Source organism: Mesorhizobium amorphae (assembly GCF_014843845.1).
Lineage (GTDB): Bacteria > Pseudomonadota > Alphaproteobacteria > Rhizobiales > Rhizobiaceae > Mesorhizobium > Mesorhizobium amorphae_A.
On sequence record NZ_JHQS01000008.1, the window covers coordinates 144,177 to 165,851 of the forward strand.

Here is a 21,675-nt window from a genome sequence, read left to right on the forward strand (position 1 = left end):
CGATGAAGACCTTCGCTCGCACGCTGCTCAACCGCATCGAATTCCCGGTCCTGCTGGCCGGCCTGGTGATCGCCAGCGGGCTGTGGGGGTTCGAGGAATTGATGGAGGTGGCGCGGGCGAGCACGCCGCACGCTTTCGACACCGAAATCCTGCTCGCCTTCCGCAAGGCGGGCCAACCCGACAGCCCGATCGGGCCGCCGTGGCTGGAAGGGGCGATGCGTGACATCACCAGCCTCGGCAGCGCCAGTGTGCTGGTGCTGATCACGGCAGCGGTGATCGTCTATCTCTTGATGATCCGCAGGCCGGCAACGGCGCTGCTGATCTTCGTCGCCGTGGCCGGCGGCGAGGTGTTGTCCAGCCTGCTGAAGGCCGGCATCGATCGGCCGCGGCCGGATCTCGTCTCGCATCTCGTCAACGAGACGTCGTTCTCATTCCCGAGCGGCCACGCCATGCTGTCGGCGGTGACCTATCTGACGCTCGGCTCGCTGGCGGCCCGCTTCCTGCATGGACGGACGACGAAGATCTTTGTGCTCTGCCTCGCGGTGCTGACCACCGTGCTGGTTGGCATCAGTCGCGTCTATCTCGGCGTCCACTGGCCCTCCGACGTGCTGGCCGGCTGGTGCGCCGGCTTCGCCTGGGCCATGCTGTGCTGGCTGGTGGCGCGCGTGCTGCAGCGGCGCAAAGCGGTGACGGATAGCGAATGACCCATGTTTCATCTGTTTATAATGATGCTTGAAACATCATGATCCTTATATTATCCATTGACACTGCAGACTCAGACAAGGGTTCTGGCCGATGATCACCGCCGCGCAGATGCGCGCCGCAAGGGCGCTGGCCGGCATCGATCAGAAGACGCTGGCCGAGCGCGCCGGGGTTTCGCTTCCGACCATCCAGCGCATGGAAGCGAGCGACGGCGTCGTCAGGGGCGTGGTCGACACGCTGATGAAGGTCATCCAGGCCCTCGACGAGGCCGGGGTGGAGCTGATCGGCGAGAACCAGGCCAGCGAGCGCGGCGGCAGGGGCGTACGCCTCAAGCCAGCGCCGCAGAACCCACAGAACTGAGCCCGCAAGAAAGTCGCGACGGCGACCGCCGACATCCTGCCGACGATCCCCGCCGCCTCCGAGACGCGGAAGGCAGTCCATGGATCAGATCCGGCGGGAGACGCATCAACCGGTACGGCCAACTTTCTCTGAACTGTTCACGCCCAAACTGGTGACGGTGCTGCGCGAGGGCTACACGCTCGAGCACTTCAGGGCCGATGCCATCGCCGGGTTGACCGTCGCCATCGTGGCGCTGCCGCTGTCGATGGCGATCGCCATTGCCTCGGGCGTGACGCCGGAGCGCGGCCTCTACACCTCGATCGTCGGCGGCTTCATCATCTCGGCGCTCGGCGGCAGCCGCTTCCAGATCGGCGGGCCGGCCGGTGCCTTCATCGTGCTGGTGGCGGCGACCACGGCGCGGGTCGGTGTCGACGGGCTGCTGCTGGCGACGATGATGGCCGGCATCTTCCTGCTCGTCATCGGCTATCTGAGGCTCGGCACCTACATCAAGTTCATCCCCTATCCGGTGACCGTCGGCTTCACCGCCGGCATCGCCGTCATCATCTTTTCCGGCCAGATCGTCGAACTGTTTGGGCTGAAGCTTGCCGGCAAGGAACCCGGGCCATTGGTGCCGAAGCTGATGGCAGTCGGCGAGGCGGCCGGCACGATCAACCTCTCAGCGACCTTCGTGGCGGTGCTGACCATCGTGGCCATCGCCTTGCTGAAGCGCTGGCGTCCGAAATGGCCGGCGATGCTGATCGCCATCGGGCTCGCCTCGGTCATCGTGGCGCTGCTTTCGCTGCCGGCCGAGACGATCGGCAGCCGCTTCGGCGGCATCCCGCGCAGCCTGCAAATGCCGTCCCTCCCGCCGGTGAGCCTCGACAGGATGATCGACGTGCTGCCGGACGCCATCGCCTTTGCGCTGCTCGGCGCGATCGAATCGCTGCTGTCGGCCGTGGTCGCCGACGGCATGACAGGACGGCGGCATCGCTCCAACTGCGAGCTGGTGGCGCAAGGTTTTGCCAACATCGCATCCAGCCTGTTCGGCGGCATCTGCGCCACCGGCACCATTGCCCGCACCGCCACCAATGTACGAGCCGGCGCGCACGGGCCGGTGGCCGGCATGATCCATGCGGTGATCCTGCTCGTGCTGATGCTGGTGGCGGCACCTTTAGCCAGCTACATCCCGCTCGCCGCGCTGGCCGGCGTGCTGGCGGTGGTGTGCTGGAACATGGTCGAGAAGCAAGCCTTCGCCACACTGCTGCGCACGTCGCGCGGCGACGCGCTGGTGCTGCTGGCGACCTTCCTGATCGTCGTCTTCCGCGATCTCACCGAAGGCATCGTCGTCGGCTTCGTGCTGGGCTCGATCCTGTTCATCGACCGCATGGCCAAGAGCATTGCGGTCGAGGCCGATCAATCGCTGGTGCCGGAGGACATGGCCGACAGCGCCAGCACCTATGATTCCAGCGAGGCCAGCGATGCCGATACCGTCGTCTACCGGATCTCGGGCGCCTTCTTCTTCGGCGCCGCTTCGACCGTCGGCACGGTGCTGGACCGCATCGCCGATCAACGCAAGAACTTCATCCTCGACTGCTCGGCGGTGCCGTTCTTCGATTCGACGGCGGCCAATGTCATCGAGGGCGCGGCCCACAAGGCCAGGCGCGCCGGCGTGCGCTTCATCATCGCCGGCGCTTCGCCGCAGACAAGGCGCATGCTGATCAACCACGGCGTCAAGCGGCCGCTGGTGACCTACGCCGCCTCGATCCGGGACGCGCGGGCGCAGTTGGCCGGGAACCGAGAGTAGCGAGCAAGATTTGCCGGTCGGTGGTCACCTTGTCAGTGCAAGGATGTTCGCCTGTTGAACGTCAACCTTTGACCCCAAGCCGACCTACGTCTTCCACCACGCGAACGGCGGCTTTGCGCCTACATGTCGACCCTAGGACCAGCTTGGCCGCTTCCTGAAAGCAGACATTGTCCTGCGACTACACTAGAGGTCCTGATAGCGCCAGCACTGAACCTCCACTACGCATCTGGTCGGTCGGCGAAAACATCGCACATATGCTCAAAGGCTCGCGCGACGGCGAGACGGGGTGGGGCGACCGCTGGGTCCTGCTCGGCTTCGACCACGAGCCACCCGCCATAGCCTTGATCCCTGACAAAGCGGGCAATTGGGACGAAGTCTACGATCCCATCTCCCGGCACTGTGAATACTCCCCTGCGCACACCGGCATTGAAGCTCAGATCGCCGGTACGGACTTCTTCCAGAACCGGCCTGCGGATATCCTTGAGGTGGATATGGTTGATACGGTCTCCAAAGCGCTCGATCAGTCGGACGTAGTCAAAGCCGGCTGCCACGGCGTGACCGGTGTCAAGCAGCAAGCCTGTCTCTGGTCCCACTTTGTCGAAGATTCCCGAGATCTCGTCGAATGTCTCGGCAACCATCATCAGATGATGATGGTACGCAAGTTTAAGATTGTACTCCTCGGCAAGACGCTTCGCGAACTCGGTCAACCGCGCAGCATACGCAGCCATGTCTGCCTTCGGCATGATTACTCGCTTTGACATCGGAACATCGAGCGGCGATCCCGGCGTCATCATCGCGACCTCGCCGTAAACCATCACTTTGCAATCCATCGCGTGCAGGAGGCCGGCATGGCTGGCGACCGCTTCCATTTCTTCGCCAACGCCATGTTCAGCTAGTTTTCCCGAATGCCAGCCGGACGCCAGGGCGAGACCATGGCTAGCAAGCAGCGGGCTCAAGGTGTTTGCATCTCGCGGAAACTTTCGCCCGAGCTCCACGCCATGATATCCAGCGTCGGCGGCGTCACGCAGGCAGGTTTCCAGCGGTATATCCGCGCCAAGGTCTTCAAGAACGTCGTTCGCCCAGGACAGCGGACTGACGGCTAGTCGCACGTCGGGCGGCAGCAAGATATCAATCTGGGTCATTGCATTCCCTGCATAATGTTCGATTGGAACTGAGAGGCCTCGGCAGGACAACGTTCGCCGTGTCCCCGATTGGCTCTGAGAAGTGGCTCAGGCAGAATTCCTGACGATGAGCTTTCCCGGCAGTGTGACAGTCTCAGGGGGCAGCCGCCCGGTTATCATCTCGATGACAACCTCAACCATTTCGTCCTTCGGCTGCTCGTATGTGGAAAGGCCATAGACCGATGCTCCGCCCAGCTCGTAATTGTCGAAGCCGATGACGGCCATGTCCTGCGGCACACGCAAGCCAAACTGCCCGCGGATTTCGTCAAGCGCGCCGATGGCCAGGATGTCGTTCTCGCACATGAGGACGTCGACCCTATCCTTGGCGTCCGTATTCTGAAGATAGTGGCGAACGGATTCTGCTCCGGCCTGCGCGCTATACCTTTCCGCCGATATCACCGCGGTCTCGTCTACACCCTTCTGTTTCCAGAAATCGATGAAATGATGCCGGCGCCTGAGCGCCGTGGAGAGGGCCGGCGCCCCAGCCATGAAGCCCGGACGCCGGTATCCCTTTTCATAAAGATGATCGACGATCTCCTTCAATGCCAGCTCGGCGTCACAGACAACGGCAGGCACGCCATCGATCTGGCTGTCCCTTGCCAGCACGAACATCGGCGGCATGCTCCGGCCCAGCCGCCTGTCATTCAACGTTTCGCTGCGAAAAGCAGTGCCGAACATGATGATGGCATCGACCTGGCGCTGATCCGCGTTGAGCAGGGCACGCACATGATCGAAGTGATTGTTGATGTTGATCAGCATGGCGACCAGCCCTTCAGCCTGCAGCCGATCGGTCAAAGTCTCCAGGAAGGGCAACTTCTGAGGGTTGGCAAAGTCGTCGACGAAGACCGCCACCTGATGCGTGAGATTGGTGGCCAAGCTGCGGGCGAGGAGGTTCGGCGAGTAGTTAAGCGCCGCTGCAGCCTGCAGAACCCTACGTTTGCTCTCCTCGGTAATCGATGCGCCCGGCGTGAACGCACGGATAACTGTCCATTTTGAGACGCCGGCCGCATCTGCCACGTTCTTCGCCGTTGCCCGCCTTCTCATGAAGCCTCCACAAAATGAAACGTCCATTCCATTTTCTGATTCCGTGAAATGAACGCTTGCTTTTAGCGTATCAAAAGCTATGATGCACGCGTTTGCACCCGGTAGCAAACACTTTTGCACCCGGTAGCATTCGCTTTTTTGCCGCCTCAGGAGGAGACGGCAACGTTAGGAGGAGCAGATGAAATCCATTCTAAAGAGACTCGCAGTCGGTGCCGTCATCCTCGGTGCAGCAGCTTCAGTGGCCATCAGCGCCAGAGCTGAGGATATTTCCATCATCGCGGTCACCCACGGACAGGCGTCAGATCCATTCTGGTCCATCGTGAAGAACGGGATGATGCAGGCCGGGAAGGACAGCAATGTCAAAGTCGACTATCGGGCTCCGGAAACCTTCGACATGGTGGCAATGGGCCAACTGATCGAGGCTGCCGCTAATCAGAAGCCTGCCGGCATCGTCATCTCGGACCCTGACCCGGATGCGCTCGGTCCGGCAATCGAGAAGGCTGTCGCGGCCGGCATTCCGGTGATTTCGATGAATTCAGGCATCTCGGCGGCAGAGAAGCTCGGCATCAAGCTGCATGTTGGTCAGGACGAAGGCCCAGCGGGCATCAAGGTCGGCGAGAAATTGAAATCCCTCGGCCTGAAGCACGTTCTCTGCGTCAACCAGGAAGTGGGCAATGCCGCTCTCGACCAGCGTTGCGCCGGCACCGAAAAGGGTTTTGAGGGCGGCAAGGTGACCGTGCTGCCGACATCGGCCGATCCGGCCGAAATCGAAGCGAAGATCCAGGCCGCACTCACATCCGATCCGTCGATCGACGTGGTGCTCGGTCTCTCGGCCCCGCTCGTCGGCGAGCCTGCGGTCGCAGTCGTCGAGAAGATGGGCGTCGGCGACAAGGTGAAGGTAGCCTCCTATGACCTGTCGGCGGGCTTCCTGAAGGCGGTTGCCGACGGCAAGGCTTTGTTCGCGGTCGATCAGCAGCCCTACCTGCAAGGCTATCTGCCGGTGACGTTCCTCGCGCTCTATGCCCGCTACGGTACGATCCCCGCTGGCAATGTGCCCTCCGGTCCGAGCTTCGTCGAGAAGGACACGGCCGCTTCCGTCATTGAGAAATCCTCCCAGGGCATCCGCTAAGGAGAGCCGGGCGGTCCTCACTTCGGCGGGGACCGCTCAATCTTCGTGCAGGACCGGAAGACCGCGTCTGTACGGCTTGAGCTTGATAAAAATCGGGAGGAAACAATGACTCTGACCAAAGAACAGAGCACGGCCACAAGTCACTCCGATGAGCGACTGAAGAAAGTCTCGACGATGACCGCGCTCCTGCGGCGCCCCGAACTCGGCGCTGTTGCAGGCCTGGTGCTCGTGACCATCTTTTTCTTCTTCACCGCAAATCCGGCGATGTTCACGCTGGCCGGCATCATGAATTTCATGGCACCGGCCGCCCAACTCGGCATTCTTGCCATCGGCGCGGCTTTACTGATGATCGGCGGCGAATTTGATCTCTCGATCGGATCGATGGTGGCTTTTGCCGGGCTGGTCTTCGGCACCGCGCTCGTCGTTTGGCATGTGCCGCTCAGCGTTGCGATCCTGGTTGCCGTCGCCTTCGCCGTCTTCATCGGCGTCACCAACGCGCAGATCACGATGCGCACCGGCCTGCCGTCCTTCATCGTCACGCTGGCGTTCTTGTTCATCCTGCGCGGGCTGACCCTGGTCGGCCTAAAATGGGCGAGCGGCGGCTCCACCCAGCTTCGCGGCATGAAGGAGGCTGCCGCCGGCAGCCCGCTGGCGCCGTTCTTTTCGGGCGACGCCTTTTCCAGCCTGTTCTCGTGGCTCGCCGAGAAAGGCATCATCGAGGCATTTCCGAGCGGCGCTCCGAAAGTGCCGGGCATTCCCGTCGAGATTTTGTGGTTCATAGCGATCGCCCTGCTCGCGACGTGGGTCCTGTTGCGGACGCGTTTTGGCAACTGGATTTTTGCAGCCGGCGGCGATCCGCGCGCTGCCCGCAAATCCGCCGTGCCGGTTGCGCGGGTAAAGACGACGCTCTTCGTGATCACCGCGCTCTGCGCCACGCTGGTTGCCATCCTTACAGTTCTCGATGCTGGCTCGACCGACGCCCGCCGCGGCTTCCAGAAGGAGTTCGAGGCGATCATCGCTGCCGTCATCGGCGGGTGCCTGCTGACCGGCGGCTATGGCTCGGCAATCGGCGCCTTCTTCGGATCGATCGTGTTCGGCATGGTTCTGATCGGACTGACCTACACCTCGATCGACCAGGATTGGTACCTCGTCTTTCTCGGCGGCATGCTGCTGATCGCGGTGATTTTCAACAATGTCATCCGCAAGCGCGTAACGGGAGAACGCTGATGGCCACGTCCCAAACGCCCCTCATTGAGGTCAAGGACATCGTCAAGCATTTCGGCTCGGTCATTGCGCTGAACGGTGTGTCGATGAGCGTGAATGCGCATGAGGTGCTCTGCTTGCTGGGCGATAACGGCGCCGGCAAGTCGACGCTGATCAACACGCTTGCCGGCGTGCACAAGCCGACGTCCGGACAATTCCTGGTCGAGGGGCAGCCCCGGCTCTTTGCGGGACCGCGCGATGCCCTCGATGCCGGCATTGCCACCGTTTATCAGGACCTCGCCATGATCCCGCTGATGTCGGTGACCCGCAACTTCTTCATGGGGCGCGAGCCCGTGGTCGGTTTCGGGCCTTTCAAACGCATGGACATGGAGCACGCCGACAACGTCACACGAGACGAGATGCACAGGATCGGCATCGACGTGCGCGACCCTCAGCAGGCCGTTGGAACGCTTTCAGGCGGCGAGCGTCAGTGTGTTGCGATCGCCCGCGCGGTTTATTTCGGCGCCAAGGTCCTCATCCTGGACGAGCCGACTTCCGCTCTTGGCGTTGCCCAGACCTCCATGGTGCTGAAGTACATCGGCCAGGTCCGCAACAAGGGTCTCGGCGTGATCTTCATCACCCACAATGTCCGTCACGCCTATGCCGTCGGCGACCGCTTCACGGTGCTCAATCGCGGCAAGACGCTCGGCACTTATAGGAAAGATCAGATCGGCATCGACGAGCTCCAGAACCTGATGGCAGGCGGCAAGGAGCTGCAGTCGCTCTCAGAGGAACTCGGCGGAACGATCTGATCGAGAGCTTTTCACATGTCGGTGCGGCGCAATCGCGCCGCACCACTCATCGTCATACCCACAATTCGAGAACCGCCAATGAGTGCATCCACGACCGCTCCCTTTCCCCTCGCAGCCTGCGCCGAGATGCTGTGGCGCGACAAGCCGATCGAATGGCGTGCCTCGCGCCTCAGGGAGATGGGCTTCGGCGTCGGCCTCTGGAATTGGCCGGAGCACGATCTCGCCAAGCTCGAGGCGACCGGAGCGACCTTCACGATCATGAACGGCTATCTTGCGGGCCGTCTGACCGATGATGAAGGTGCGGCCGAACTGATCAGAACGGCCCGCGAGACCGCACAGGTTGGCAAGCGCCTCGGGGTGCAGCGCCTCAACCTGCACGGCACGGGGCTTGGGGACAGGGGCCTCCCAGTTCAGCCCATCGAAGTCGTCACCGGTGCGATGTGGCTGAAGGCGCGTGACACGCTCTGCCGCGTCGTCGACCTAGCCGAGCAGGAAGGTGTCACCTTCACGCTTGAAAATCTCAACCTGCCGGTCGACCACCCAGGCGTGCCCTTTGGCCGTGCCGAGGACACGCTCGCCCTGGTGTCGAGCATCGGCCATGCGCGACTTCGCCTGAACCTCGATCTCTACCACGCCCAGATCGGCGAGGGGAATTTGATCGAACTCTGCCGCAAGTGCCTGCCCTGGATCGGCGAGATCCAGGTGGCGGACGTTCCGGGCCGCTGCGAACCCGGCACCGGCGAGATTAACTGGCGTGGTGTCGCCAAAGCCCTGAAGGCAATGGATTATTCCGGCCCTGTCGGCATGGAAGCCTGGGCCGCCGGCGATCCCGACGCCGCGCTCGAAGCCTTCCGCGAGGCCTTCACGGTCTGACTTACCTCTCCAACCCTTTTTTAGGATTGCTCGAATGCCCAAGAATAAGCCTGTCAGTGTCGGACTCATCGGCGCCGGTCGCATCGGTTCTTTCCACGGTGAGACCGTCGCGTGCCGCCTCGTCGGTGCAGATCTCGTTGGTATCGCTGATCCTGCGCCGGATGCGGCGTCCAACCTCGCTGAGAAGCTCGGCGTCGAAAGCGCCTACACGGATACGGCCGATCTCCTCTCTCATCCGGGGCTCGAGGCGGTGATTATAGCCACTCCCGCGCGGTTCCATACGAACGTCCTCGTGCAGGCCGCCGAAGCAGGCAAGGCGATCTTTTGCGAGAAGCCGATGGCATTGACCCTGGAGGATGCCGACCGGGCAATCGCCGCGGCGGGTTCGGCCGGGGTCCCTCTTCAGGTGGGCTTCAACCGGCGCTGGGATCAGGCCTTTGCTGAGGGGCGAGCAGCGATTGATGCCGGGAAAGTCGGGACGCCGCAGCTCCTTCGCTCTCTCACGCGCGATCCAGGCCCGTTCGGCGCCGATCCGGCGCGGATCCCACTCTGGACCATCTTCTACGAGACGCTCATCCACGACTTCGACACGCTGTTGTGGCTCAATCCGGGCGCGCAGCCGGTAGAGGTGTCTGCTGTAGCCGACGCTTTAGTGCGGCCGGATTTCAGGGAAAACGGCTTCCTTGACACAGCGGTAGTCACAGTCCGGTTCGACAACGGCTCCGTTGCCGTCGCCGAAGCAAACTTCTCGGCACTCTACGGCTATGACATCCGCGGCGAGGTCTTCGGCTCCGGCGGCATGGTGACCATGGGCGACGTTCGTCGCTCCAGCATGACGCTCTTCGACAAGAACGGCCTGTCGAACGATACCTGGCGCCGCGACACCGACCATTTCGTCCAAGGCTACACGGCGCAGCTCGCCTCGTTCGTTCGAGCCTCTCGTACCTGCAAAGTTGAAGGACCGACGGGCGAGGACGCGCGCAACGCTCTAAAAATTGCGCTTGCCTGCATCGAGTCCGTCTCGAAGAAGCAAGCCATTCCGCTGCGATAGAAGCTTCTGGAGCTACAGAGGAGTGTGGTCATGCACGAGGCCATCAAACGACCAAGCGACGTGAGCGAACTCAAAGGCATGATTGCCTCACGGACGATCACACTTCCGGAGCAGCAGGAACAAGTTGCTCGGATGGCACTGGCGAAGCCAGACGTGATAGCTTTTGGCACCGTCGGCTCGATTGCCGCCGAATGCTCCGTCTCGCCCTCTACGGTGGTGCGCGCCGCTACGGGCCTCGGTTTCGCCGATTTTCGAGACTTCAGGGGTTTTTTTCGGCTGCACCTACGGAAGGCAACAAGCCTGAAGGCTGGTTAGCTCCAACCAATGCAGGGATGGATCGGTCAGCGTCAGTCGTGCAGCATTGAAATTATTGAGGAATTTTGTCCGAGAGCGCTACCAAATTGCGCATATTTTACTATATATTTCGATAGCTTATCTGAATTTTGGTAGCGGGAGAGCGCTCCAGTCTTTCAGCCCACTCATCGAGCTACCTGTTCCGGCTTCGCTGCTGCGGTTGGCGAAGCGAGCCCGTCCTCCCTATGAAATCTAGGGTAGGAGTGACTTGCCCTCCGAATGCGGAGATCACAGGTTCGACTCCTGCCGTGTGCCAGTTTCAGCTTAAATATTAAATAGTCAGCGGCGGTAGTCAGATTCAGTCGCTGTCTGTCTTAGCCGCAAAAATTGAGGTGCGTTGCTGCTCGATAGGCTAGGGCACGGAAACTGCCTGTCGGCTGTTGGAAGCAATTCCTCCAAAGCGGTCGTTCCGTTTCCGGCCCCACTGCGGTCACTCGAGAACTGGCAGCGGATGACCGCTTCTGGCGAAAGGTGGAAGTTTCGTAGATCGGCCCCGAGACCTCGGCTTTCAATCGAGGCTCAGCGCCGCCACCTCGCCCTCATTCATCAACGGCACGTAGATGGTCGACTTGCCGTCGGTGCCGATGTCGGCGCTGCCCGGCTTGAAGGTCGCGATCACCTCCGGCGCACCGCCCTCATGATAGCGGTAGAGCGTGCCGGTCATGTAGGCGGTGGCATAGATGCTGTCGCCGATGGCGATGACGCCGTCGAGGTCGGCGAATTTTTGCGCACCGGGCAGCGGCGTGACCGCCTTGGTCACGAGATCGACCGCGAGCAGGCCGCCGGGTTCGGCGGTGCTGAAATCGGGCTTGATGCCCTTGCCCCAGGACGCGACGATCAGCCTGCCTCCATCGGCGAAGACGCCGTTGGGCGAAGCAAGGGCGGCATCCTTGACGAACAGCTCCGGCCGGTCGCCATCGATGCGGTAGATCGTGTCGGCCAGCATGTCGGTGATGTAGGCCTTGCCGGAGGCATCGGCGGTCATGTCGTTGAGGAAGACGGCTTTCGGCACGTCGATGCTCGACAAAAGTTTGCCGCTGGCGAGGTCGACGACGCGGACCTTGGTGATGTCGGCGACGTAGAGCTTTGTGCCCGAAATCGCCATGCCCTTGGGCGCGTCCATGCCGTCGGTCCAGTGTTGGGTGACGATCTTGCCGTCCAGCGACAGCACCGACAGATAACCATTGCCGTCGGCGGCGCCGGGATTGCCGACGATGTTGGAGACGATGATGCGCTGGTTGGCGGCATCGAAGAGTGCGGATTCCGGCTGCTCGAAGCCGGAAGCGCGCCAGATTTCGCCGGCCTGGGCAGGCACCGTCGCAATGCCGACGATGGCGATAAAGGTCGAAATGATGAGGGTCTTCATGGCTAGTCTCCTGTGGTGACGGAGAAGAGCTAGGTTTTTCGATACTTTTCCGGAAGGTCTCTTGGCGCTAGTATCGAAGATCGATACGAAATCGCGCGAAAGAGGTGCATTCCATGAACGGCCCGATCTTCGAGGCGCTGAAGCGGACGCTGAAGGCGAAAGGCCTCACCTATCGCATGCTGGCCGAGCGCATGGGCGTCTCCGAGCCGACGGTGAAGCGCATCTTCCATGAGCGCAACTGCAAGCTCGACCGTCTGGTGGAGATCTGCACCGCTGCCGAGGTCGAGCTGGAGAACGTGCTGGGCGCGATGAACCGGGGGCCGGGGCCGGCCAACCACGTGGCGCCGGAGATCGAGCGCAAGCTCGCGAGCCGGCCGGCGCTGCTGTTCGTCTTCATCATGCTGTCGGAGAAATTCACGCCCGAAGGCATCATGCGCTCGCAAGGCCTGAGCGAAGCTTCGATGTTCCTCTATCTGCGCGACCTCGAGGAGCTCGGACTGGTCGCGCTCGGCCGCGGCCTTTCAACGAGGCTGCTGGTCGAGACGCCGATCCAGTGGAATTTCGAAGGCCCGCTCAGGCCACTGTTCGAGGCGACCAACAAGAATTTCATCGGCTGGGCGATCAACCATCTGCAGCGTGAGGCGACATTCGTCAGTTTCTCCCGGCGGATGCGGCCGGAGACGGCCGAGATGGTCAGACGCGAGGCGGAGGAACTGGCGGAGCGCGCAAAGCTGCTGGCTCATCACGACCAGCACACGACGCCCGAAGACGCGCTTATCGGCTACAAATGGACCTTTGCGTTCGGCGCGACGCCCTTTCCGGCGATCATGCCGGTTGGCCCGCACCCTAGGGATGCCGGTGCTTCCGACCGGCCCGCCGCTGCTGCAAAGGGACGCCGTCCTTTGCCGGCCTGACACGGCCAAGCCTCCGCCTGTCCTGCTTTGGTTTTCACCAAGATCTCTTGTCTGGACGTTTTTGCTCTTTTCAGCCGCGTTTCAAAAATGAAACCACATTCATGATAGAGTTCGCGCACTGATTTGCGAGATTGTAGAGGGCGGGTTTGCCGAATGCGTGACGCGTCCCCGTGAAATCGAAGTGATCCCATGCCGAGCGCGCCAACACTTGAGCTTCGCCGCTTTTCGCGCCTGAAAAATTTGCGGGCGCGCGCAGAACGCCAGGGTGCTGCATTGCAGTTCTGGGCGCGTACGGCATCGCTCGCTGCGATCTCCTGCTTCTTTTCATTGATCAGCCGCTGGGATGCCTCGCTGCTCTTCGTGCTGGCGGGCCTGGTGCTGTTCCAGCTCGTCGGCCTGATCCAGTTTCTCTTTGCGCGCCGTCGCACGGCTCCATGGTGGATCGGGTACCTCGTCGGTACGCTGGACATCGTTCTGTTGACCGTTCTGCTGATAACGCCCAACCCGTTTTCCCTGGAGGTCGCGCCGGCCGCGATGCAACTGCGCGAGGGTAGCTTCAAATTCCTGCTGATTTTCGTATGCCTTGGCGCGCTGACCCTTTCGACACGATTGGCACTCTATCTCGGCGCGCTCGCTGCCTTGACGTGGGCGATAGGCGTGGGATGGGTGATTTTTCATCCGGGAACCGTCATTCCGGCGACGAACCTCTATTCGCTACCGGTGACAGAGCGACTGAACCTCTATCTTAACCCCAATTTCGTCGATACATTCGCGCAGGCGACCAACGTGTTGGTCGTGCTGATTATCGGCGCGATCATGGCGCTGGTCGTCTCTCGTTCCCGACATCTGTCAGAAGACTATGTCAAGGCAGAGCGCGCCCGCGCCAATCTCGCCCGGCATTTTTCGCCCAATGTAGTCGACCAGCTCGCCAGCGATGACGAGCCCTTCGGCCCGGTCCGCCGGCAGGACATCGCGGTGCTGTTCGCCGACATTGTCGGCTTCACACACTATTCCGAGGATCATCCGGCCGAAGCAGTGTTCGAACTTCTGCGTCAGTTCCACCGTCGCATGGAACAGGTCGTTTTCGACCACAATGGCACCGTCGACAACTATATCGGCGATTGCATCATGGCGACATTCGGGGTTCCGCAAGCCAGCCATGACGACGCGACTCGGGCCATCCAGTGCGCTGAAGCGATGATCGCCGCTCTCGAAAACTGGAATGTGCAGCGGGTGTCCAGGGGATACCCGTCGCTGGACGTTCGGATCGGTGCACAATATGGCGCAGTCGTCATCGGTGCGGTCGGCAGCGAGCGCAATCTGTCCTTCGCGGTGGTGGGCGACACCGTCAACGTCGCCAGCCGTTTGCAGGCGCTCTGCCGTGAGCTTCACGCGAATATTTGCTTTGGATCACGACTGATTGAGGCCGCGAAGGCGGAATCGCCCACGACACAGTTGAATGCGCGCGATCATGGACCGGTGAGCATCCGCGGCCGGGACGAACCGGTCCATGTCTGGGTCGAACACAGAGCCGAAAACCAGGGCGCTATCGCGGTTTCGGCATGATGTAGGTCGCCATGTAAACGCCCGCGCCACAGCCGGATAGGGGCATGTCCGGGCCAAGCCCGAAAGCCATCACGTGTCTGAGGCGATTGCGCCAGCCTTCGCGGCTGCGGCGTCTGTGCTTGCCTTATCGTCCCATGTCACCGCCCGGTAGTCGAAACCATATTCCAGTGTCGGCTTGACGATGCGGAAGAAGGGCGACAGGTCGAAGTCGCGCGGCGTGTAGAGTGAGTGGTGGCGGATGTGCAGGATTTCCCGGCGCATATAGCTCGACTGCGCCGAAGCGCGGCCGGGCGCGCGCGTGACCTCGGGCAGGATCGGATAGCGTATCTGGCCATAAGCCTCGGCAATCAGCGTCGAGCAGATCGCTCGCGTCGGGTCGCCGGAGCCGAAGGCCAGCATGCGGCGGCGCCAGCGAACCGGCACCGGCGGCGTCGGCAGGAAAAAGCGCAGCATGTCGAAAATGTTCTTGAGATCGTATTTCAACCCGAGCTTGCCGATCATGAAGGCGACGACCTTGTCGCGGTCTTCCGGCGCCAGGCCGCTCGCCCGGCAGATACGGGTGTTGTAGGTGCGGTAGCGCGACAGCGGCACGGCGACGCAACCCTCGCCGAGGGTGACCTCGATCAGGCGCCGCCGCTCCGACCCGTCCTCGGGTTCCGCCAGGGCGTCGCCGACATAGAAGGCCGCGTGCGACCAGGTCGACTGCGTCAAATACTTGATGACCGCCGAAATCTTTTGGTTGCCCTCGATGAGCAGGATGTCGCCGGGCTGGAGCGTGCGCCGCAGCGTTTCGGCGTCGGACGGCGTGTACGGCTCGTAGCCGGAGGATTCATCCTGAAGCCGGCCGGCAAGCCAGCGGCCAAGGCGATCGAGAAGCGTTTCGGCGGGCGCGGTCATCGTAGATGGCGATTAGCACAGACCGGCGGTGTGGACCATGATCAGCCGGCGACGGGCAAGCCAGCATTTTCCTGGGCCGCGCCGGCCAGGTCTTCGCGCACCTTGCGGGCGAGCTTTTTTGTCGACCGCTTGGGGTTGTCGCCGAACAATTCGGCCGCGTCGGCGAGGCAGGTCTTTCTCAGGCTCTTTTCCGAGCGCTTCAGCAGCTTGGCGAGAAGCTTTGTGTCCTCCGGCGAACCGAGTGGCTCACCATCGGCATCGAGAAGCGCGCGCATGACGAACACGTCGTGCAGGTCGCCCAGCTGCTCGCCCAGTTCGTCGACCGCCTTGCGCCTGGCCTTGATCGGCGTCGGCCACAGCCGGCCGAGCAGCGACAGATGCATGCTGTGGGTCTTGGCCGCCTTGCGCAAATCGTGGAAATCTTCGGCCGCGCCGCGGGAGCCTGCCTTGTCCAGCGCCTTGCGAGCCCGGCGCAAGGTGGCGCGGGCGCCGTCGGCGAGGATATCGGCGGCCTGTTCCGGCTGGTCGGGCAGGACCAGCCTTTCCACGCGTTCGAGGCCCTCTCGGCAAGCCGCCGCAGCAGCGCCGATTGCGGCGTCGAGGCCGGCACCGCCATGCAGGTCATGCTGGCGCAGCACCAACCTGTCACGGACGGGATCGAGGCCACCACCGGCGCTCTGCTCGGGAAAGCTCGTCGCAAGCCGATCGATGGTCTCGATCAGCGCCGTCGCCTCGCGCGGGCCGGCGAGCAGGGCCGACACCTGCTTGTAGCATTGGTTTTCGGTCTGGCAGAACGGTTCGTCCCCGGAACGAACCAAGCGAAGCAAGGCACGCACGCTCTTCAGCCGTTTGCGGGACTTGTGCAGCCCCTGTTCCGGCTTCTCGCGTGCCGTATCAAGATGGCCAAGCGCCTTGCCGATTTCCTCGGCCAGGATGCGCCTGACCTCGCCGGTCAGCGGCAGGCGCGGGTCTATGCGAAAGCTCATGCGGCGATCTCCGGAATCCCCCCAAGGGCGAGCGACGCGTTGTAGAACCTGTGCTCGCCGGTGACTTCCCGGCCGAGCCAATCTGGCAGCATTTCGTCCGGCACGTCTTCCGGCGTCTCGAGTTCAGCGACCACAAGCCCCGCCAGCATTCCGCCGAAGACATCGACTTCATAGAGATAGCCGCGATGCCTAACATGGTGGCGTGTCTTCTCGATGACACGTCCGATGGCGAACGCCCTCATCTCCTCGGCCTCGGCCAGCGGGATCGGATATTCGAACTCGTCGCGCTCGCGCGCCTTGCTGCCGAATTTCAGTGTCAGTTCGGCAGAGGTGCCGTTGCTGATGCGCACGCGTACCGTGCGGCCGGGCGCCGCGGCAAGGTAAAATTGTCGAATCCGGATATCCGCCTCGACCAGCTCACGCCAGGCGGCGCCGGAGACCAGGAATTTGCGCTCGACTTCCTTGCCCATGGCCGGGCACTAAAGCGCGGGCGCCCCGAGATGGCAAGTCGAAGCTGAGAATCAATTTGACTTTAATCAATCGATTGATTAAATACGTCTGATGAGCAAGAAACCGAGCGCCAAACCTTTGCTTCGCGAAGCTTCGCCTGCCGACCAGACACGCGCTGCACTGGTGCATGCGGCACTCAAGCTGTTCGGGCGGCAAGGCTTCGACGGCACTTCGACACGCGAGATCGCGGCCGAGGCGAAAGCCAATATAGGCTCCATCGCCTACCACTTCGGCGGCAAGGAAGGGCTGCGCGCCGCCGCCGCCGACTATATCGTCGACACCATCCAGGTGATAGCCGGGCAGGCTACCGGCGCGGCCCAGGCGGCCTCACCGGCCACTCCCGAGGCGGCACGGGCGCAGCTCTTCACCGCGCTGGAGCGGATGGTGGGCTTCATCGTGGCAAGCCCGCAGGCTGGCGAGATCGTACAATTCGTACTTAGGGAATTGTCGCATCCGACAGCGGCGCTCGATCGCATCTATGCCGGCGTGTTCGAGCCGACGCATCGCCGGCTCTGCCAGGTGTGGGAACAGGCGACCGGCGAGGCGGCCGAAAGCGAGGCTACCCGGCTCACCGTGTTCACGCTGATCGGCCAGGTCATCTATTTCCGCATCGGCCGCGAGGCGGTCATGCGCAGGATGGGCTGGAACGAGATCGGCGAGGCCGAGGCCGCCAAGGTGGTGGCGGTGACGGCGGACAATCTCGGCGCGATCCTCGCCGCCCATAGTCCGGCCGCCCGCAAGGAGGGCAAATCATGAGTTTTCTCTGTTCGCTGCCGCTTGCCGCCCAGCTGTTTGGCGCCTGCGCGCCGGCCGCACCTTTAGCCGTCGGCTATGTCGAGGGCGACTATGTGCTGCTGGCGCCGATCGAGGTGGCGCAAGTCGCGACGGTCGCGGTCAAACGCGGTGACCGTGTCGCGGAGGGTACGCCGGTGGTGACGCTGGAAAGCGCAGACGCAAAGATCGCGGTGGCGCAGGCGGAAGCGGCACTCGCGCAGGCTGAGGCGCAACTTGCTGACTTGCAAGTCGGCAAGCGCCCGGAAGAGATCGCGGTGCTGAAGGCGCAAGTCGACATGGCCAAGGCTCAGGCCACCGACGCCAGGCGCAGATACGACCGCGCCAGCGACCTGTTCAAGCGCGGCACCGGCACGCAGGCCGATTACGACACGGCCTCCGCGACGTTGGAGACCGCCAATGCGCAGGTCGGCCAGGCGGAGGCCAATCTCGCCGTCGGCGGCCTGCCGGCGCGCGCCGAGACGATCAAGGCTGCCGACAACCAGGTCAAGCAGGCGCAGTCGGCGCTGGAGCAAGCGCAATGGCGGCTGTCCAAACGCGTGCTGGCCGCACCCTCGCCCGGCCGCGTCAACGACGTGATCCGCAATCCGGGCGACACCGCCGGGCCAACCGCGCCGGTGATTTCGATGCTGCCGGACGGCGCCGTAAAGCTCAGCGTCTACATTCCGGAAAGCGCGTTCTCATCCGTCAAGGTCGGCACGCTGCTCGGCGTCCATTGCGACGGCTGCGGGCCGGATGTGAAGGCGCGCGTCAGCTATGTCTCGCCCGATCCGGAGTTCACGCCGCCGGTGATCTATTCGCTCGAGAACCGGCAGAAGCTGGTCTATCTGGTCGAGGCGCGGCCGGAGGGCGATGCGGGGCCCCTGCAGCCCGGGCAGATCGTCGACGTCGATCTGGCGGATGGCGCAAAATGAACGCCATCGACGTCCATGGCCTGGTCAAGCGCTTTGGCGACAAGACCGTCGTCGACCATGTGACGATGACGGTGGCCGAGGGCGAGATCGTCGGCTTCCTCGGGCCGAACGGCTCGGGCAAGACGACGACCATCCGCATCATGTGCGGGCTGCTGACACCGGACGAAGGAGAGGGCACCGTGCTCGGCTTCGACATCCGCACCGACAGCCTCAGTATCAAACGCGAAGTCGGCTACATGACGCAGAAGTTCTCGTTCTACGAGGATCTGACGATCGGCGAGAACCTCGAATTCGTGGCCCGGCTCTACCGGCTGAAGCCGGTGGAGGACCATGTGGCGCGGACGCTGGAAGAGCTTGGCCTGACCACGCGCCGCAACCAGCTGGCCGGCACGCTGTCGGGCGGCTGGAAGCAGCGGCTGGCGCTTGCGGCCTGCATCATGCACAAGCCGAAGCTGCTTTTGCTCGACGAGCCGACCGCGGGCGTAGACCCGAAGGCGCGGCGAGAATTCTGGGACGAGATCCACCGGCTGGCGAGCGGCGGGCTGACCGTGCTGGTCTCCACCCATTACATGGACGAAGCCGAGCGCTGCCACCGCATCAGCTACATCTCCTACGGCAAGATGCTGGCCACCGGCACGGTGGACGAGGTGGTGAAGAATGCCGGGCTGACCACCTTCGTCCTGCAAGGCCCGCGCCTCGACCAGGTGGCCGAAGCGCTGCAGGGCCGGCCCGGCGTCGACCAGGTGGCGCCGTTCGGTGCCACGCTGCATGTCGTCGGCTCCGACCGGAAGGCGCTCGAAAAGGCCCTCTCGGATATCGAGAAGAAGCACAAGGGCGTGACGGTGGCGCCGGGAGAGACCAGCCTCGAGGACGTCTTCATCCAGTTCATGTCCGGCTCGAAGGACAATATGGCATGAACAGCCTCTTTTCCTTCGCCCGGCTCGGCGCGCTGCTGATCAAGGAGTTCATCCAGATGCGGCGCGACCGCATCACCTTCGCCATGATGCTGGGCGTGCCGCTGATGCAGCTGGTGCTGTTCGGCTATGCCATCAACAACGACCCGAAAAGCCTGCCGGCCGCACTGGTGGCGACAAGCAGCGACCCCTATACGCGGGCCATGGTCTCGGCGCTGCAGACCACCGGCTATTATCGCTTCGACCATGTCGCGCGAAGTGCCGAGGAAGCCGAGTTCCTGATGTCGCGCGGCGACGTCGCCTTCGTCGTCACCATCCCCGCCGATTTCGCGCGCCGGGTCGAGCGCGGCGACAGTCCGCAGATCCTGATCGAGGCCGACGCCACCGACCCGGCCGTGGCCAGCGGCGCCATCTCGACGCTCGGCACCGTCGCCAACCAGGCGCTGCTTCGGGCGCGCGGCATGCAGGAGGCCGCCGCCGAGAGCGCCAAGGGCCAGCTCGAAGTGGTGGTGCACCGGCGCTACAACCCCGAAGGCATTTCGCAATACAACATCGTGCCCGGCCTGCTCGGCGTCATCCTGCAGATGACGATGGTGATGATGACCTCGATCGCGCTGACGCGCGAGACTGAGCGCGGCACGATGGAGAACCTTCTGGCGATGCCCTCCAGCCCGCTCGAGATCATGATGGGCAAGGTGTTGCCCTATCTGGTGGTCGGCGCGGTGCAGGTGGTGGTGGTGCTGGCGGCGGCAAAACTTCTGTTCGCCATCCCCTTCACCGGCTCGATGTCGCTGCTCTTGACCGCCGTGCTGATCTTCGTGCTGGCGCTGGTGCTGCTCGGCTACACCATCTCGACAATCGCCCGCACGCAGATGCAGGCGCTGCAGCTGACTTTCTTCTTCTTCCTGCCGTCGATCATGCTGTCCGGCTTCATGTTCCCCTATCGCGGCATGCCTAACTGGGCGCAGCTTTTCGGCGAGATCCTGCCGCTGACGCATTTTTTGCGCATTATCCGCGCGGTGATGCTGAAAGGCGCCGAGCTGCCGGCGGTGGCGACCGAGATCGGCTGGCTGGTGGTGTTCGTGGCTTTGTTTGCCGGCGTGGCGCTGGTGCGGTTCAGGCGAACGTTAGACTGATCAAGCTGCAGCCATGATTTCCGCATAGGTGCCGAAATCGACATTGCCGCCCGACAGCACCACGGCGACGCATTTGCCTTTTAGCTCAATCTCGCCAGATGACAGCGCCGCCAGCGCGACGCTGCCGCCGGGCTCGACGACCAGCTTGAGATGGGCCATGGCGTCACGCATCGCCTGTCGCGTTGCCTGGTCGGAGACGGCAATGACGCCGGAAAGGTTTTTGCGGTTGATCTCGAAGGTGATCGCGCCCGGCTCGGCGACGAGAAGTGCATCGCAGATCGATTGATGACCGGGCTCGTTCATCACCCTGGCGCCCTTGGCCAGCGAGCGGCGGGGGTCGTCGAAATGCTCGGGCTCCACCCCCCAGACCGAGGTGCCCGGCGAAGCGTCCTTGACCGCGATCGAAATGCCGCTGGAGAGGCCGCCGCCACCGCACGGGATGACGACCGCGTCGAGGCTCGCGCCAAGCGCCTTTGCCTGGCGTACAAGTTCGAGGCCTATCGTGCCCTGGCCGGCGATGATCCTGGGATCGTCGTAGGGCGGCACAAGAACCATGCCCTGTTCGACGTAGGGGCGAACGACAGTCATGCGGTCCTCGCGGACGCGATCGAAATGCACCACCTCGGCGCCCATCTTGCGGACATTGGCGATCTTCATCGCCGGCGCGTCGGCCGGCATGGCGATGATCGCCTTGACGCCGAACATCGCCGCCGAGGCGGCCACGCCTTGCGCGTGGTTGCCCGACGAAAAGGCGACGACGCCGCGGCTGCGTTCCTCCTCGGTGAGCGACGACAGCTTGTTGTAGGCGCCGCGGAACTTGAACGACCCGGTGCGCTGCAGCGTCTCCGGCTTGAACAGGATGCGGCCGCCGAAACGCTTGTTGAGCTCTTGCGATTCGATCAATGGCGTTTCGACGATCAGGCCGGAGAGTTTTGCTGCGGCGCTGCGGATGTCGGCGATGCCGGGAAGGGTGGGTGTGTTCATGGCAAACCTTGCAGAAAAATGATCTCACTATCGTGCACGGGAAGCCATGCCGGGCGCCAACGAAAAAATGTGACCGTTACAAAGTTTGGAGAGTCCTGACACGCGGGCAGCGCTGCCCCTCATCTGGCTGCCGCCATTTTCTCCCCGTAAACGGGGAGAAGGACGCTGTCGCCGGTGGTTTCGCCCATCACCAGTCTTGCCGCG

General features: G+C 62.9%; 22 protein-coding genes. 15 read left to right on the forward strand and 7 right to left on the reverse strand.

The genetic code is table 11. From position 1 onward, the window contains the following. Nucleotides 1–2 precede the first annotated feature (2 nt). From DH08_RS04745 to DH08_RS04755, 3 genes are all read left to right on the forward strand, one after another. Nucleotides 3–704, forward strand: a complete 702-nt coding sequence (locus DH08_RS04745; RefSeq protein WP_192178137.1) for a phosphatase PAP2 family protein — start codon at nucleotides 3–5, stop codon at nucleotides 702–704. 91 nt (nucleotides 705–795) lie between these two features. After that, nucleotides 796–1,062, forward strand: coding sequence for a helix-turn-helix domain-containing protein (locus tag DH08_RS04750; protein WP_192178138.1), 267 nt, complete (start codon nucleotides 796–798; stop codon nucleotides 1,060–1,062). A gap of 79 nt (nucleotides 1,063–1,141) precedes the next feature. Next, nucleotides 1,142–2,845: a SulP family inorganic anion transporter gene (locus tag DH08_RS04755; RefSeq protein ID WP_192178139.1), complete on the forward strand. Its 1,704-nt coding sequence runs from the start codon at nucleotides 1,142–1,144 to the stop codon at nucleotides 2,843–2,845. A gap of 218 nt (nucleotides 2,846–3,063) precedes the next feature. Here DH08_RS04755 and iolE read toward each other — a convergent pair whose 3' ends face one another. Together iolE and DH08_RS04765 are read right to left on the reverse strand one after the other, a co-directional pair. Continuing rightward, entirely contained in the window at nucleotides 3,064–3,987 is a 924-nt protein-coding gene (iolE, locus tag DH08_RS04760; RefSeq protein ID WP_192178140.1) for a myo-inosose-2 dehydratase, read from the reverse strand. An 87-nt stretch (nucleotides 3,988–4,074) separates the two neighbouring features. Continuing rightward, nucleotides 4,075–5,070 (reverse strand): LacI family DNA-binding transcriptional regulator, encoded by a 996-nt coding sequence (locus DH08_RS04765; RefSeq protein WP_184872203.1) that lies wholly within the window; start codon nucleotides 5,068–5,070, stop codon nucleotides 4,075–4,077. 178 nt (nucleotides 5,071–5,248) lie between these two features. Here DH08_RS04765 and DH08_RS04770 point away from each other — a divergent pair, with 178 nt between their 5' ends. The 6 genes from DH08_RS04770 (at nucleotide 5,249) to DH08_RS04795 (ending at nucleotide 10,453) form a co-directional block, all read left to right on the forward strand. Continuing rightward, nucleotides 5,249–6,199 (forward strand): sugar ABC transporter substrate-binding protein, encoded by a 951-nt coding sequence (locus tag DH08_RS04770; RefSeq protein WP_192178141.1) that lies wholly within the window; start codon nucleotides 5,249–5,251, stop codon nucleotides 6,197–6,199. A gap of 105 nt (nucleotides 6,200–6,304) precedes the next feature. Continuing rightward, nucleotides 6,305–7,426, forward strand: a complete 1,122-nt coding sequence (locus DH08_RS04775) for an ABC transporter permease (RefSeq protein WP_010909827.1) — start codon at nucleotides 6,305–6,307, stop codon at nucleotides 7,424–7,426. Continuing rightward, the gene (locus DH08_RS04780; RefSeq protein WP_010909826.1) at nucleotides 7,426–8,214 is read left to right on the forward strand and encodes an ATP-binding cassette domain-containing protein; all 789 of its coding nucleotides are present in this window, start codon (nucleotides 7,426–7,428) and stop codon (nucleotides 8,212–8,214) included. Before DH08_RS04775 ends, DH08_RS04780 begins: the two co-directional genes overlap by 1 nt. A gap of 78 nt (nucleotides 8,215–8,292) precedes the next feature. Next, a complete protein-coding gene (locus DH08_RS04785) occupies nucleotides 8,293–9,087 on the forward strand; it encodes a hydroxypyruvate isomerase family protein (protein WP_192178142.1) in 795 nt (264 codons plus the stop codon). A 34-nt stretch (nucleotides 9,088–9,121) separates the two neighbouring features. Further along, complete coding sequence (locus DH08_RS04790; RefSeq protein ID WP_192178143.1) at nucleotides 9,122–10,138, forward strand: Gfo/Idh/MocA family oxidoreductase; 1,017 nt, start codon at nucleotides 9,122–9,124, stop codon at nucleotides 10,136–10,138. A 30-nt stretch (nucleotides 10,139–10,168) separates the two neighbouring features. Beyond that, a complete protein-coding gene (locus DH08_RS04795) occupies nucleotides 10,169–10,453 on the forward strand; it encodes a MurR/RpiR family transcriptional regulator (protein ID WP_210328534.1) in 285 nt (94 codons plus the stop codon). Nucleotides 10,454–11,000: 547 nt separating this feature from the next. Here DH08_RS04795 and DH08_RS04800 read toward each other — a convergent pair. After that, nucleotides 11,001–11,858, reverse strand: coding sequence for an SMP-30/gluconolactonase/LRE family protein (locus DH08_RS04800; protein ID WP_192178145.1), 858 nt, complete (start codon nucleotides 11,856–11,858; stop codon nucleotides 11,001–11,003). A 113-nt stretch (nucleotides 11,859–11,971) separates the two neighbouring features. Between DH08_RS04800 and DH08_RS04805 the strand changes: the two genes are divergently transcribed. Together DH08_RS04805 and DH08_RS04810 are read left to right on the forward strand one after the other, a co-directional pair. Beyond that, nucleotides 11,972–12,772 carry a helix-turn-helix domain-containing protein gene (locus DH08_RS04805; RefSeq protein WP_192178146.1) on the forward strand — a complete coding sequence of 267 codons (801 nt, stop codon included), beginning with the start codon at nucleotides 11,972–11,974 and terminating at the stop codon, nucleotides 12,770–12,772. A gap of 375 nt (nucleotides 12,773–13,147) precedes the next feature. Beyond that, entirely contained in the window at nucleotides 13,148–14,338 is a 1,191-nt protein-coding gene (locus DH08_RS04810; RefSeq protein WP_345892345.1) for an adenylate/guanylate cyclase domain-containing protein, read from the forward strand. Between the two features lie 69 nt (nucleotides 14,339–14,407). Here the strand turns inward: DH08_RS04810 and DH08_RS04815 are convergent, their stop codons facing one another. The 3 genes from DH08_RS04815 to DH08_RS04825 are packed head-to-tail and all read right to left on the reverse strand — an operon-like array spanning nucleotide 14,408 to nucleotide 16,691. Then, nucleotides 14,408–15,235: a C40 family peptidase gene (locus tag DH08_RS04815; RefSeq protein ID WP_192178148.1), complete on the reverse strand. Its 828-nt coding sequence runs from the start codon at nucleotides 15,233–15,235 to the stop codon at nucleotides 14,408–14,410. A 41-nt stretch (nucleotides 15,236–15,276) separates the two neighbouring features. Further along, nucleotides 15,277–16,221: a CHAD domain-containing protein gene (locus DH08_RS04820; RefSeq protein ID WP_192178149.1), complete on the reverse strand. Its 945-nt coding sequence runs from the start codon at nucleotides 16,219–16,221 to the stop codon at nucleotides 15,277–15,279. Next, nucleotides 16,218–16,691 carry a CYTH domain-containing protein gene (locus tag DH08_RS04825; RefSeq protein WP_192178150.1) on the reverse strand — a complete coding sequence of 158 codons (474 nt, stop codon included), beginning with the start codon at nucleotides 16,689–16,691 and terminating at the stop codon, nucleotides 16,218–16,220. The genes DH08_RS04820 and DH08_RS04825 overlap by 4 nt, the downstream gene beginning before the upstream one ends. Nucleotides 16,692–16,782: 91 nt before the next feature. Between DH08_RS04825 and DH08_RS04830 the strand changes: the two genes are divergently transcribed. The 4 genes from DH08_RS04830 to DH08_RS04845 are packed head-to-tail and all read left to right on the forward strand — an operon-like array spanning nucleotide 16,783 to nucleotide 20,487. Next, nucleotides 16,783–17,487 carry a CerR family C-terminal domain-containing protein gene (locus DH08_RS04830; RefSeq protein ID WP_192178151.1) on the forward strand — a complete coding sequence of 235 codons (705 nt, stop codon included), beginning with the start codon at nucleotides 16,783–16,785 and terminating at the stop codon, nucleotides 17,485–17,487. Beyond that, nucleotides 17,484–18,437: an HlyD family secretion protein gene (locus tag DH08_RS04835; RefSeq protein ID WP_192178152.1), complete on the forward strand. Its 954-nt coding sequence runs from the start codon at nucleotides 17,484–17,486 to the stop codon at nucleotides 18,435–18,437. Before DH08_RS04830 ends, DH08_RS04835 begins: the two co-directional genes overlap by 4 nt. Further along, entirely contained in the window at nucleotides 18,434–19,354 is a 921-nt protein-coding gene (locus tag DH08_RS04840) for an ABC transporter ATP-binding protein (protein WP_192178153.1), read from the forward strand. The genes DH08_RS04835 and DH08_RS04840 overlap by 4 nt, the downstream gene beginning before the upstream one ends. After that, a complete protein-coding gene (locus tag DH08_RS04845) occupies nucleotides 19,351–20,487 on the forward strand; it encodes an ABC transporter permease (RefSeq protein ID WP_192178154.1) in 1,137 nt (378 codons plus the stop codon). The genes DH08_RS04840 and DH08_RS04845 overlap by 4 nt, the downstream gene beginning before the upstream one ends. Here DH08_RS04845 and DH08_RS04850 read toward each other — a convergent pair whose 3' ends face one another. After that, complete coding sequence (locus DH08_RS04850; RefSeq protein ID WP_192178155.1) at nucleotides 20,488–21,471, reverse strand: threonine/serine dehydratase family protein; 984 nt, start codon at nucleotides 21,469–21,471, stop codon at nucleotides 20,488–20,490. Between the last annotated feature and the right edge of the window lie 204 nt (nucleotides 21,472–21,675).